Below are 14,443 nucleotides of genomic sequence, written 5' to 3'. Positions count from 1 at the left end.
TTTATAATAACATCTATATTAAATAAATTAAGTAATTCAATTCTATCACAAGTAAAAAAAGAGTTTGATGCAAAACATCAAACTCTTTTAAAATAAATTTTATTATTTGTCAGTAATTGAAGCAATACCTGGTAAAGTTTTACCTTCCATGTATTCTAGTGAAGCTCCACCACCAGTTGAAACGTGTGATAATTTATCAGCAACGCCTAATTGGTTAACAGCAGCAGTTGAGTCACCACCACCGACAACAGTAGTAGCATCTTTCAAATCACCTAAGAATCTACCTACAGATAGAGTTCCTTCAGCAAAATTACTCATTTCGAATACACCCATAGGTCCATTCCAAACAACTGTTTTAGCATCTCTTAATACATCTTCAAACAATTTAATACTCTTAGGACCAATATCAAGTGCCATTTGTCCATCAGGAATATCTTCACCAACTACTTCAGTAGGTGCATCATTTTTGAATTCAGGAGCAACTACAGAATCAATAGGTAGCACAATCTTGTCGCCACCCTTTTGTAGAATTTCCTTTGCTGTATCAATCTTGTCTTTTTCAACAAGTGAATTACCAATTGAATAACCTTTAGCTGCGTAGAATGTATAAGTCATTCCACCACCAATAATGATTTTATCAGCCTTACCTAGTAAGTTATCAATAACACCAATCTTGTCAGAAACCTTTGCACCACCAAGAATGGCAACAAATGGACGTTTTGGATCATTAACAGCTCCACCGATAAACTTAATTTCTTTTTCCATTAAGAATCCAGCAGCAACTGGCTTGTTATTAGCTTCCATTGCACGAGCAATACCAACATTAGAAGCATGTTCACGATGAGCAGTACCAAATGCATCGTTTACAAAGCAGTCACCTAATGAAGCCCAGTATTTACCAAGTTTAGGATCATTTTTAGATTCACGTTTGATGTTTTCACCATCAACAACATCTTCGTAACGAGTATTTTGTACTAACAAAATATCACCATTATTCATGTCATTAACAGAATCTTCTAATTTTTTACCTTCTGTTTCAGGAACAAAAGTTACAGGCTTGTTAATTAATTCAGATAATTTTTCAGCAACTGGACGTAATGATAAACCTTCCTTATCATCTTCACTCTTAATACGACCTAAGTGAGAGAACAATACTGCTTTTCCACCATGTTCAATTACATATTTAATGGTTGGAATAGCACCAACAATACGACTAGTATCACCAACAACACCATCTTTAATTGGAACGTTGAAGTCGACACGCATTAAAACTTTTTTGCCATTTAAATCTAAATCAGAAACAGTTGTCTTAGCCAATTTAGAAAACCTCCTCAAAAAATATTTTATAATTTATATATTGAATATAATTCATTTTTCTAAAATTATAAAGAATAACGAATTTTATTTTATAAAAAAGGCGGAAGAGGCAAATGCCCCCTCCACCTTTTTTCGCTATAAAAGCATTAATTTAATATTAAAGTTCAGCAAAGTGTAGTAAAGTACGAACCATGTTGCAAGTAAAGCCCCATTCGTTATCGTACCAAGCAACAGTCTTAACTAATTGAGTGTCACCATTTGCTGTGATTTCAGTTTGACCTGGATCAAATACTGAACCATGTGAATCATCAATAATATCAGTTGAAACAATTGGATCTTCAGTGTAACCATATGCATCGTTACCTTCAGCATGTTTCTTCATTGATTCATTGATTTCATCAGCAGTAACATTCTTGTCTAATACAGAAACTAATTCTGTTAATGAACCATCAACAACACCAACACGTTGTGCGTGACCTTGTAAATGACCATTTAATTCAGGAATTACTAAACCAATAGCTTTAGCAGCACCACTTGAATGAGGAATAGTGTTTACTGAAGCAGTACGGTTGTTTCTGAACTTCTTACCACGAGGGCCATCTAAGATAGCTTGTGTAGAAGTAAAGGCATGAATAGTTGTCATAGTACCAGCTTTAAGACCAAAGTCTTTGTTTAAGAAGTAAGCCATTGGTGCTAAACAACTTGTAGTACATGAACCAGCTGAAACAATTTTGTCATCTGAGTCCAATGTATCCAAGTTAACACCAGGAACAACTGTCTTAATATCACCAGCAGGAGCTGAAATTAAGACACGTTTTGCACCAGCGTCCAAGTGAGCTTGTGATTTTTCTTCTGAAGTGTAGAAACCTGTACATTCTAGTACAAAGTCAACACCATCATTTTTAACCCATGGAAGGTCAGCGGCACTTTTTTCAGCGTAAACTGGGATTTCCTTACCGTCAACAACAATTCCTTTGTCAGTTGAAGAAACTTCACCTGGGAATTTACCATGTGTTGAATCATATTTTAATAAGTAAGCTAACATTGAAGGAGTTGTTAAATCATTAATAGCAGCAACTTCAATTTCATTTGAGTTTAGTTCGTGGATACGTTTGAAAGCCAAACGACCAATACGACCAAAACCGTTAATACCAATTTTTACAGTCATAACTGTTTTCCTCCTAGAGAAATAAATTTAAGTACTACGTACAGAGCTAATGTTACTACTTTTTTAAGTGATAGTCTATATTACAGAGCTAACTAATTTAAAATAATTATGATTACTAATTTATAATCATTATTTTGAAATAAAATAGCATTAATCTCTACAAAATCAGTATATCAATCGTAATTTTACTTTGCAAATTAATTATATAACAACGAATAATCTTGAATTTTGCCTATCATTCATTTATAGTAATTTTATGCACTCGTAGTGTAATGGATATCACATAAGATTCCGGTTCTTATAATAAGGGTTCGATTCCCTTCGAGTGCATTGATATCAAACAAATCGTTTGACCTTGATTGACCAATAATATAAAATTAGTTTTAGCTTTTTAAATAAATAAATTAAAATTTTATGGGAGGAATACAACATGAATTTAGTCCCTACAGTCATTGAACAATCATCTGGCGGTGAACGTGCATATGATATTTATTCAAGACTATTAAAAGATCGTATTATTATGCTATCAGGTCCAATTGAAGATAACATGGCAAATACTGTTATTGCTCAATTACTTTTCCTTGATGCCCAAGATTCTGATAAAGATATTTACTTATACATCAACTCACCTGGTGGTGTTGTAACTGCTGGTATGGCAATTTATGACACTATGCAATTCGTTAAAGCAGATGTCCAAACTATTGTTATGGGTATGGCTGCATCAATGGCCAGTGTTTTAGCATCATCTGGTACTAAGGGTAAACGTTTTGCTTTACCTCATTCAGAAGTATTAATTCACCAACCATCTGGTGGTGCCCAAGGTCAACAAACCGAAATTGCGATTGCTGCTGAATCTATTTTGAAGACTCGTCACATGATTAATGAGATCCTTGCTAAAAATTCAGGGCAACCAATTGAAAAAGTTAACAAAGATACTGAACGTGATCACTACTTAAGTGCTCAAGAGTCAGTAGATTATGGATTAATTGATTCAATCATGCAAAACAGTTCTGAAAAGAAATAATGTATATTAATCAAAGAAGCATCTGGAATAAATTCCAGATGCTTTTTATTTTTTTAGGATTCTTCTTGAAGTTCCAATTTTAGTTTATCAGCAAATTCATTAATTTTTCTTAATCGATGATTAATTCCGGACTTAGAAATACTACCACTAGGCAATGATTCACTAAGTTCTTTTAAACTAACTTCTGGTTCCTTAATTCTAGTCACTGCTACCTCATACAATTTTTTAGGTAATTGTTTCAAGCCAACAGTATCAGCGATATATTGAATACTGGTCAACTGTCTCGTAGAGGCATTAGCAACTTTATTCATATTGGCGTTTTCACAATTAACTAATCGATTAACTGAATTACGCATATCTCGCATAATTCTAACATCTTCAAATTTAAGCATTGCATTGGTTGCACCAATCAGTTGTAAAAAGTTAGCGATTTTTTCTGCTTCCTTAAGATAGGTAATATAACCACTTCTCCGTTCAGTTGTTCTAGCATTTAATCCATAATTATTCATCATCTCAGAAATCATATCATTGTGTTCTTCATATAAAGAATATATTTCTAAATGATAACGTGAAGTTTCTGGATTATTCACCGAACCACCAGCTAAAAAGGCTCCTCTCAAATAAGAACGAACTTGAGAATCACTATTTAATAAATCTAATGGTACTCTTTCTAAAATTTGATAATTATCAAAAATACCTAGGTCATCCAAAATTTCTTTAACTTGATACATAATTCTTACGACATAAACATTATTTTTGTTCAGTTTCATTTTTTTACGAACGACAAGCTTACTTTCAACATCATAAAATTTTAAAATTAATGTATAAATTCTTCTAGCAATTGCTGGATTTTCTGTCTGAATATTTAATAAAATTTTATGCGAAGATAAAGACATGGATCCATTCATACGAATTAAAGCCATCAATTCAGCCTTTGCGTTTTTTTTATGAACTTCTAAAGTGGTTAATTCTTTTTTAACTTCGCTAGCATATGACATCTTAATCACTCCAATCATTGATTAATTTCATTAATTCACTTGATACAAATTGACCATTATGAAAGGCACATTTATCTTCTAATTTTAAGAAATCCCCCTCAACTATCTTACAATTTTGTTCTTTTAAATTGTAAGCATCATGTTTAACTTGATGGGAAATTTCGCTCCATTTTTGTTTATCAACATAGTTTTTAGGAATGGTTTTATTGTTTACTAAAATTGTATCTATAAAATTACATTTAAGATGATTATTTAACACTTTTACGTGATCTGCATCGGTAAAATTATCTGTTTCACCCTTCTGCGTCATAATATTGCAGATATAAACTACTTTAGCAGTCGAATTTACTACCGCATCCCCCAAATTTTTAATCATTAAATTAGGTAAAATACTGGTAAATAGGCTACCTGGTCCGAGTACAATTTGATCTGCATTCATAATTGCATTAATAACCTTTTGATTAGCCTTAGGTGATTCATCAGAATGGATATCTTCTACCCACACCCGTTTAATTTTTTTATGAGCGTATGTAATTTCATATTCACCTTTCATTTTGCTACCATCTTCAAATTCCGCACATAACTGTAATTTTTCATTTGAAGCTGGATAAACATGACCATTAACTTTCATCATTTTACTTAAAATTTGGACCGCATTATAAATACCACTTTTCATTTCAGAAAGTGCAGCAATAATTAAATTGCCAATTGAGTGTCCAGATAAAAATTGATCATCGCTATTAAAGCGATATTGAAAAATATCTAAATCTAATTTGGGTAGTTCAGATAATGATACTAGAACATTTCTAATATCGCCCGGTGGGACTACATCCATATAATCCCTAATTTTTCCTGATGATCCACCATCATCAGCCACTGTTACCACAGCAGTAATATCAGCATTTTGCTGTTTTAAGCTATTTAAAATAACTGGTAGTCCAGTACCTCCACCAATTACTACGATTTTAGGACGGTTATTTAAATCACTCATATAGTTACCCCGCCTTTCTTAGTAATTTTTAGTCGTTCAAATAATAACTCATGACATTGTAACACACATACCCGGGCGTGTCATTTTAAAACATAATAAAAAGCGCTAAATGCGCTTTTTATTTATCATCTTTGGTTCGCTTTAGATCACGTTTTAAAATTGGAGAAAGATATTGACCAGTGTAACTATTCTTAACTTTGATAATTTCTTCAGGTGTTCCAGTGGCAATAATATTACCACCGCCTTCACCACCTTCTGGTCCTAAATCAATAATATGATCAGCAGTTTTAATTACATCCAAATTGTGTTCAATAATTAATATCGTATTTCCTTGATCTACTAATTCATGTAACACTACTAACAAGCGTTTAATGTCATCAGTGTGTAATCCAATTGTAGGTTCATCAAGAATATATAAATTATTACCAGCTGATTTTTTATATAACTCAGCTGCTAACTTCATTCTTTGGGCTTCACCACCAGACAATGTCGTTGCAGATTGGCCTAATTTAACATATCCTAAACCTACTTCATTAATTGTTTTCAATTTTCTAGTAATCTTAGGCATGGCTTCAAAAAATGATAAAGCATCTTTTACCGTCATATCTAAAACATCCGCAATATTTTTACCTTTATATTGAACTTCCAAAGTTTCATTGTTGTAGCGTTTTCCATGACACACTTCACAAGGTACATATACATCAGGTAAGAAATTCATTTCAATTTTTAGAATTCCATCCCCATGACATGTCTCACAACGTCCACCCTTAACATTAAAGCTAAAGCGACCCTTTTGATAACCTCTTAACTTTGCTTCATTTGTTTCGGCGAAAAGTTCACGAATATCATCAAAAACACCAGTATAAGTGGCAGGATTACTACGAGGCGTCCTCCCAATAGGGCTTTGGTCAATATTGATTAATTTATCAATATTCTTATACCCAGAAATTGATTTATATTTCCCTGGTTTTTCAGAATTATTATTTAATTTTTGTGCTAATGCACGTTTTAAAACACGATTAATTAAAGTAGACTTTCCAGAACCAGATACTCCAGTTATAACATTAAACTCACCTAATGGAATATCAACATCAACGTTCTTTAAATTGTTTTCACTAGCACCTTTTACTTTAATATGCTTATTATTACCCTTACGTCGTTTTAATGGCACTGAAATATATTTTTTGCCTGATAAATATTGACCAGTTAGTGATTGATCATTATTTGCTACTTCTTCAGGTGTACCAACAGCCATTACTTTACCACCATTAGATCCAGCCCCTGGACCAATATCAACAATATAATCAGATGCTAGCATCGTATCTTCGCCATGTTCAACAACGACTAATGTATTTCCTAAATCACGCATTGATTTTAACGATTTAATTAGTCGATCATTATCACGCTGATGTAAACCAATTGATGGTTCATCTAATACATATAATACACCAGATAAATTGGAACCAATTTGAGTAGCCAAACGAATTCTTTGGGATTCGCCACCAGATAAAGTCCCGGCAGTTCTAGATAAAGTTAAATAATCTAAGCCAACATTTCTTAAAAATGAAAGTCGATCAATAATTTCTTTCAAAATTGGTTTAGCAATTGTTGTATCTTTTTCACCAAAAGTAAGTTGTTTAAAAAATGCTAGTTCCTTATTAATATCCAAATTAGTAATTTCGCTTATATTTTGACCATCAATTTTTACACTTAAAGCTTCTCGATTTAATCGATAACCATTACAAGTTTGACAAGTTAATTCAGTCATATATTTACGCATTTGTTCTCTAGTAAAGTCACTATTAGTACTATTGTAACGACGCGAAATGTTTCTAAGTACCCCTTCAAATGGTGCATCAGTATCACGAACTCCGCCAAAACTGCTATCAAAATGGAAATGAAATTCTTTGCCATTAGATCCATTTAAAATTAAATCACGTTTCTTTTTAGGTAACTTTTTAAATGGAATATCCATATCAATATTAAAAGCATCACAAGCTTGTTCTAATAGACTAGGATAAAATTTAGAACTAATTGGATTCCAAGGATCAATTGCGCCGTCTTTTAAAGTTTTATTTTTATCTGGAATTACTAGACTTTCATCAACATCTAGCTTCATCCCCAATCCATCACAATCAGGACAAGCACCGATTGGTGAATTAAATGAAAATAAACGTGGTTCTAGTTCACTAATTGTGAATCCACATAATGGACAAGCATAATGTTCAGAAAAAATTAAATTATCGCCTTTTCCCATTAAATCAGCAGTTGCATAACCACCACTTAATCTTAAAGCAGTTTCCAGTGAATCAGATAAACGTGACTTAATTCCATCTTTAACAATGATTCTATCAACAACAATATCAATGTTATGTTTTTTGCTTTTTTCAGGAACAATGCCATCACCAATTTCATGAATTTCTCCATCTAATCGGTAACGAACAAAGCCTTCTCGTTGAATTTTATCAAAAGTCTTTTTATGTTGGCCACGTGATTCGCGGACAACTGGTGATAAAATTTGCAACTTAGTTCTTTCAGGCAATGCCATAATTTCATCAATCATTTGATCAATTGATTGACGGGTGATCTTAGTTCCATCATTGGGACAAATAGGTGTTCCAACTCTTGCCCACAATAATCTAAAATAATCGTTTATTTCAGTAACAGTTCCAACAGTTGAACGCGGATTATGTGAGGTCGTTTTTTGATCAATTGCAATTGCTGGACTTAATCCCTCAATTGAATCAACATCTGGTTTATCCATTTGGCCTAAAAACTGCCTGGCATATGAAGATAAGCTCTCAACATAACGACGTTGTCCTTCGGCATATAAGGTGTCAAAAGCTAAAGAACTTTTGCCTGAACCAGATAGTCCCGTCATGACGGTTAACTTATTTTTCGGAATTTCAACATTAATATTTTTTAGATTATGTGCTCGAGCACCCTTAATAATAATTTTGTCGTTTTGCAAGAAATCAACTCCTACTTCATTTCACTTTTCAAGTCTAAAATCGTATCACGTAATGATGCCGCTTGTTCAAAATCAAGTTGAACAGCTGCATGTCGCATCTCTTTGTTAAGTGTTTCTAACATAGATTGTTGTTCTTTTTTAGTCATCTTTTGAAAATCAGATTCAACAAAAGAATGACTTTCTTTTTCATTTTTATCGTTATCATCATATTTAATTAAATCACGAATTGGTTTTTTAATTGTATGAGGTGTAATCCCATGTTCTTGATTATATGTTTGTTGAATTTTTCTTCTCCTAGCAGTTTCATCCATTGCCTTTTGCATTGAATCCGTCACCTTATCAGCATACATAACAACCGAACCATTCTCATTTCTAGCGGCTCGACCAATCGTTTGGATTAATGAACGTTCATTTCTTAAAAAGCCTTCTTTATCTGCATCTAAAATGGCTACTAAAGATACCTCAGGCACATCAATCCCTTCTCTTAATAGGTTAATTCCCACTAAAACATCATACTTGCCTAACCTTAAGTCACGAATAATTTTTGTTCGCTCAAGGGTTTTAACATCCGAATGTAAATATGCAACTTTAATTCCTAGATCTTTGAGATAATCAGTTAAATCTTCAGCCATTTTTTTGGTTAATGTTGTAACAAAAGTTCGTTCATTGTTATCAATTCGTTTGTTAATTTCACCAACCAAATCATCCATCTGACCCATAATTGGTCTAACTTCCACCGTTGGATCTAATAACCCCGTTGGACGAATAATTTGTTGTACAATATTTTTCTCATCAGTCATTTCTAACTCACGGGGGCCAGGAGTTGCAGACATATAAATAGCTTGATTAATATGGGTTTTAAATTCAGGCATTTTTAAGGGACGATTATCTAAAGCACTAGGTAATCTAAAGCCATAATTAATTAGTTGTTCTTTTCTTGCTTTATCACCCTTATACATCCCACCAATTTGAGGTAGGGTTTGATGAGATTCATCAACAACTAATAAATAATCTTCAGGGAAAAAGTCTAGCAATGTGTATGGAGGTTCTCCAGGCTTACGTCCATCCATAAATCTAGAATAATTTTCAATTCCATTGGTATAACCCATTTCAGCCATCATTTCAACATCATAAGTAGTTCTTTGTTTTAAACGTTGGGCTTCAACAAGTTTTCCTTCACTTTTGAATTTATCAACTTGTTCGTTCATTTCCTTTTTGATATCAGATAAAGCGGTATCTAAATGTTCATTATCTGTTAAAAAGTGGGTTGCTGGGAAGATAATAATATTATCTTTTTTACCGAAAAACTCACCGGTCAAAGTATCAATTTCTCTAATTGAGTCGATTTCATCACCAAAAAATTCAACTCTAAAAGCATGTTTATCACCAGATGCAGGAAAAATATCAACAACATCCCCATGAACTCTAAAACGGCCACGTTGAAAATCAATATCATTACGGTCAAATTGAATTTCCACTAGTTGTCTTAGTAAATCATCACGCTCAATTTGTTGTCCCACATGTAAAGATACAGTATGTTTAAAGTATTCTTCAGGACTTCCTAATCCAAAAATAGAAGAAACAGAAGCCACAATAATAACATCGTTACGCGTTAATAATGCATTAGTTGCAGCATGTCTTAACTTATCGATTTCATCGTTTACAGATGAATCTTTTTCAATATAAGTATCACTTGAAGGAACATAAGCTTCTGGTTGGTAATAATCATAATAACTAACAAAATATTCAACAGCATTATTAGGAAAGAACTCTTTAAATTCACCGTATAATTGACCAGCTAGAGTTTTATTGTGGGATAAAATTAAAGTTGGTCGGTTAACATTCTTGATTACATTAGAAATAGTAAAAGTTTTACCAGTTCCAGTTGCACCTAATAATATTTGTGATTTTTGACCATTATTAAATCCATCAGTTAATTTTTTTATTGCTTCTGGTTGATCACCAGTAGGCTTATATTTAGAGACTAATTCAAAATGATTATTTTCTTCTCGATTAATTTGCAAAAAATCCCCTCACCTTCAAAAAATGATATTAATTTAAATTAAATATTCGCACAATTTTGTTTATATTTTAACACACGAACATACATTCTAAAATTAATAAGTATCAATAAAAGATAATAAAAAAGAATGCCTTGAGTTATAGTTCAAAGCATTCTTTTTATTATAAATTTTTATAATGAAGAAATATATTCAAAAGCATTTTGACCAGCAATACCACCATCACCAACAGCAGTAGTAACTTGTCTTAATTCTTTTTGGCGAACATCACCAATTGCAAATACTCCTGGAACAGAAGTTTCCATTCGTTCATTGGTCTTAATCCAGCCTTTATCATCAGTAATATCTAAATCACTAAATGCCTCAGTCATTGGATTATTACCAACATATACAAAGACTCCATTAGCATCAACGCTTGATTCTTCGTTTGTTTGATTATTTAATGTTTTAACGCCAGTAACTTTCATATTGTCACCAACAATTTCAGTTACATTTGTATTCCAAATAAAATTAATCTTACCGTTGGCAAAGGCACGATCTTGTAATACTTTTTGCGCTCTTAGTTGGTCACGACGATGAATTACAGTGACTTTCGAAGTAATTCCAGCAAGATATAGTGCTTCAGAAATAGCAGAATCACCACCACCAATTACGACCACTTCCTTATTTTTAAAGAAAGCTCCGTCACAAACAGCACAGTATGAAACACCTTTACCACCGTATTCGTCTTCACCTTCAACACCTAATTTACGATACTGTGATCCGGTTCCAATAATAATAGAACTTGTTTCATAATCATTTTCATCAGTATGAACGATTTTTCCCTTACCATTATTTTCGATTGATTGAACAGTTCCGTATGCATATTTAGCACCAAAATTAATTGAACCTTCATACATCTTTTTAGCTAAATCAGGACCCAAAATAGACTTAAATCCAGGATAATTTTCAATTTCGGCAGTATTATTCATTTGACCACCATAAATGCCTCGATCAATCATCAATACAGACAAGTTTGCACGAGAAGCATACAATGCAGCTGTCATACCACCAGGGCCTGCACCAATTACGATTACATCATATTTTTCCATAATTTAAGCACCTCTCAATTTTATAATAATAACTACTTTACTATGAAATAAATACTTTGTCTATTATATTGCACACAAACTATTTTAACCTAAGCGCTTAGCTAAATCTTTAATGTATGCTTTTAATTGATCTGAGACTTCTGGATGTTGTAATCCAAATTCAATGTTAGTTTGTAGCCAACCAAATTTATTACCTGTATCAAAACGATCACCCGTAAATTCATGAGCATAAACCTTACCAGATTTATTAAGTGTATCAATCGCATCAGTTAGTTGAATTTCATTACCCTTACCAGGCTTAGTATTTTCTAAGATCTCAAAAATATCTGGGGTTAATAGATAACGACCAATAATAGCTAAATCACTAGGTGCATCTTCAGGATTAGGCTTTTCAACAAAGCTTGTTACGTCATATAATCCATCTTTAATTTCTTTAGCTGGATTAATAACACCATATTTAGAAGTATCTTCATGTGGTACTTTCATAACAGCTAAAGTTGATGAATGAGTTTCTTCATAACTATCAATTAATTGCTTAGTTAATGGCGTCTTGTCTTGCATTAAATCATCACCTAACATGATGACAAATGGATCATTACCAACAAAACTTTTAGCAGTATGGACTGCATCACCTAAACCATTTGGATGTTCTTGACGCTTAAAATAAATATTTAAGCCGTTAGTTTTCTTAACCGCCTCTAACATTTTCATTTTATTTTTTTGCTCTAAATTCAATTCCAATTCAGTATTTGAATCAAAATGATCTTCAATCGCACGTTTACCTTTACCGATAATAATTAAAATATCAGTAATTCCAGATGCAACCGCTTCTTCAACGATTAATTGAATAGCTGGTTTATCAACAACTGGTAACATTTCTTTTGGCATTGCTTTGGTTTCGGGTAAAAATCTAGTTCCTAACCCAGCAGCTGGGATAATTGCTTTTTTTATTTTGTTCATAATAATTCTCCTAAAATATTAATCTAATTCTGCGCGGCCTTCACGATGCATTAATTCATTAATAGCATCTTTAACAGTAACTTTATCATTTAAGACATTATAAATTGCTGAAGTAATTGGCATATCAATACCACGTTGTTTAGCTAATTCATAAGCAGCCTTAGTAGTAGCAATTCCTTCAATTACCATTCCCATATTTTTAATAACATCATCTAATGACTTTCCTTGGCCTAATTGATATCCGGCACGCCAATTTCTTGAATCGCTACTAGTTGCGGTAACAATTAAGTCTCCGACACCAGATAATCCAGTAAAAGTTAATGGGTTTGCCCCAAATGAAGTGCCTAAGCGAGAAACTTCGGCTAATCCACGAGTCATTAGTGCAGCTTTAGTATTATCGCCATATCCTAAGCTATATAATGCTCCGGCTCCTAGTGCAATAATATTCTTTAAAGCAGCCCCAATTTCAACACCAATAATATCATCATTAGTATAAACTCTAAAATAATCATTAATAAATAATGATTGAATATGTTCAGCATCTTTAATATTTTCAGAAGCAGTTGTCACTAAAGTAATATCATGTTTAGCAACGGATTCAGCCTGACTTGGTCCTGAAATTACAGAGATAGATTTACGATATTTAGGATCAATTTCTTCGGCTAAAACTTCTGACATTCGTTTATAAGTCTTTTGTTCAATACCTTTACTACCGTGAATAATGTTAACATTATTGTCTAATTCTGCTAAAATTTCATTTACTTTTTTAGCAATTGATCTTGTAACTTGGGCTGGAACAACAAATAATATGTCATCAACACCATCAATTGCTTCTTGCATATCAGAATAAGCAACTAAATCTTTAGAATATGTAAAATTCTCAATATATTTAGAGTTAGTATGCTTATTGTTTAATTCTTCAACTTGAGCGGACTTGTATGACCATAGTCGAACATCATTACCATTTTCAGCTAATATATTAGCTAGCATGCTCCCCCATGATCCAGCACCTAGAACTGCAATTTTTTCAACCATTATAAAGTCTCCTTGTAATTCATATTATTTATTTTTAATAGCTCTACCATCAAGATAGAAAGGTAAATCTGAGTATTTTTTTCTACGATAAATAATTATTATAATAGCTCCTAAAAATAAGAAAATTGATAATATTTGTGAAACCCTAATATCACCAAAAGCTACCAAACTATCTGTTCGCATTCCTTCGACAAAAAATCTTCCAAATGAATACCAAATAACATAACTCAAAGCAACTTCCCCACGTTTAAAGAATTTGTCAATGTGTCGCAAATTAATTAAAAGAACAAATCCTAACAAATCCCATAGAGATTCATATAAAAATGTTGGTTGACGATAAAAGCCCTGAATAAACATTTGGTTAATAATAAATGGTGGTAAATGAAGATGTTGCAAAAAGGTCAAACTAGTAACTTTACCAAAAGCTTCTTGATTCATAAAGTTACCCCATCTACCAATGCCTTGTCCCATAATAACGGTTGGTGAAATGATGTCTAGCATTAACCATACCGGAATAAATTTATTTCGACAATACATAAAAACAACTAACCCGGAACCAATTAAAGCACCATAGATAGCAATTCCACCATCCCATATTTTAATAATCTCATCTAAATGTTGGCTATAATACGACCATTGAAAGATTACATAATAAATTCTAGCAGATATGATTGCAACTGGTAATGCCCATAAAATCATATCATAAATATTATCAGCTAAAATACCACGTTTTTGGCCTTCTTTAACTGATAAAAATACTGCAATCATTACTGCACTAGCAATAAAAATACCATACCAATGTACCTGTATTGCTCCTAAATTAAAGGCAATTGGATTTAATGCGGCTAAAATAATAAATTCCTCCAT

At 32.6% G+C, this 14,443-nt stretch carries 11 protein-coding genes and 1 tRNA gene; 2 read left to right on the top strand and 10 right to left on the bottom strand.

Annotated features, from left to right (window positions below; translation table 11 throughout):
* Window positions 1-102 precede the first annotated feature (102 nt).
* Both MOO46_RS00335 and gap read right to left on the bottom strand, forming a co-directional pair.
* Window positions 103-1,317, bottom strand: coding sequence for a phosphoglycerate kinase (locus MOO46_RS00335; RefSeq protein WP_249511066.1), 1,215 nt, complete (start codon window positions 1,315-1,317; stop codon window positions 103-105).
* 157 nt (window positions 1,318-1,474) lie between these two features.
* Window positions 1,475-2,485 (bottom strand): type I glyceraldehyde-3-phosphate dehydrogenase, encoded by a 1,011-nt coding sequence (gap, locus tag MOO46_RS00330; RefSeq protein WP_249511065.1) that lies wholly within the window; start codon window positions 2,483-2,485, stop codon window positions 1,475-1,477.
* A 258-nt stretch (window positions 2,486-2,743) separates the two neighbouring features.
* Here gap and MOO46_RS00325 point away from each other — a divergent pair.
* Both MOO46_RS00325 and clpP read left to right on the top strand, forming a co-directional pair.
* A tRNA-Arg gene (locus MOO46_RS00325) sits at window positions 2,744-2,815 on the top strand.
* A 100-nt stretch (window positions 2,816-2,915) separates the two neighbouring features.
* Window positions 2,916-3,509 carry an ATP-dependent Clp endopeptidase proteolytic subunit ClpP gene (gene clpP / locus MOO46_RS00320; RefSeq protein WP_249511064.1) on the top strand — a complete coding sequence of 198 codons (594 nt, stop codon included), beginning with the start codon at window positions 2,916-2,918 and terminating at the stop codon, window positions 3,507-3,509.
* Between the two features lie 53 nt (window positions 3,510-3,562).
* On the opposite strand, the gene whiA is transcribed toward clpP, so the two are convergent.
* The 8 genes from whiA to lgt form a co-directional block, all read right to left on the bottom strand.
* Window positions 3,563-4,507: a DNA-binding protein WhiA gene (whiA, locus tag MOO46_RS00315; RefSeq protein ID WP_249511063.1), complete on the bottom strand. Its 945-nt coding sequence runs from the start codon at window positions 4,505-4,507 to the stop codon at window positions 3,563-3,565.
* Window position 4,508: 1 nt separating this feature from the next.
* Window positions 4,509-5,498 (bottom strand): gluconeogenesis factor YvcK family protein, encoded by a 990-nt coding sequence (locus MOO46_RS00310; protein WP_249511062.1) that lies wholly within the window; start codon window positions 5,496-5,498, stop codon window positions 4,509-4,511.
* 118 nt (window positions 5,499-5,616) lie between these two features.
* Window positions 5,617-8,469 (bottom strand): excinuclease ABC subunit UvrA, encoded by a 2,853-nt coding sequence (uvrA, locus tag MOO46_RS00305; protein ID WP_249511061.1) that lies wholly within the window; start codon window positions 8,467-8,469, stop codon window positions 5,617-5,619.
* Window positions 8,470-8,480: 11 nt separating this feature from the next.
* On the bottom strand, window positions 8,481-10,487 hold the full coding sequence (gene uvrB / locus MOO46_RS00300) for an excinuclease ABC subunit UvrB (protein WP_249511658.1): 2,007 nt from the start codon (window positions 10,485-10,487) through the stop codon (window positions 8,481-8,483).
* Between the two features lie 176 nt (window positions 10,488-10,663).
* Entirely contained in the window at window positions 10,664-11,584 is a 921-nt protein-coding gene (gene trxB, locus MOO46_RS00295) for a thioredoxin-disulfide reductase (RefSeq protein WP_249511657.1), read from the bottom strand.
* Window positions 11,585-11,665: 81 nt separating this feature from the next.
* The gene (gene galU / locus MOO46_RS00290; RefSeq protein WP_249511060.1) at window positions 11,666-12,541 is read right to left on the bottom strand and encodes a UTP--glucose-1-phosphate uridylyltransferase GalU; all 876 of its coding nucleotides are present in this window, start codon (window positions 12,539-12,541) and stop codon (window positions 11,666-11,668) included.
* 18 nt (window positions 12,542-12,559) lie between these two features.
* Window positions 12,560-13,576, bottom strand: coding sequence for an NAD(P)H-dependent glycerol-3-phosphate dehydrogenase (locus tag MOO46_RS00285; RefSeq protein WP_249511059.1), 1,017 nt, complete (start codon window positions 13,574-13,576; stop codon window positions 12,560-12,562).
* A gap of 24 nt (window positions 13,577-13,600) precedes the next feature.
* Window positions 13,601-14,443: a prolipoprotein diacylglyceryl transferase gene (lgt, locus tag MOO46_RS00280; protein WP_249511058.1), complete on the bottom strand. Its 843-nt coding sequence runs from the start codon at window positions 14,441-14,443 to the stop codon at window positions 13,601-13,603.

The sequence above is a fragment of the Apilactobacillus apisilvae genome, from assembly GCF_023380225.1.
In the GTDB taxonomy this organism is placed as follows: domain Bacteria; phylum Bacillota; class Bacilli; order Lactobacillales; family Lactobacillaceae; genus Apilactobacillus; species Apilactobacillus apisilvae.
The sequence above is the reverse complement of the archived record's forward strand: the minus strand, read 5'-3'. Positions and strand labels throughout refer to the sequence as shown.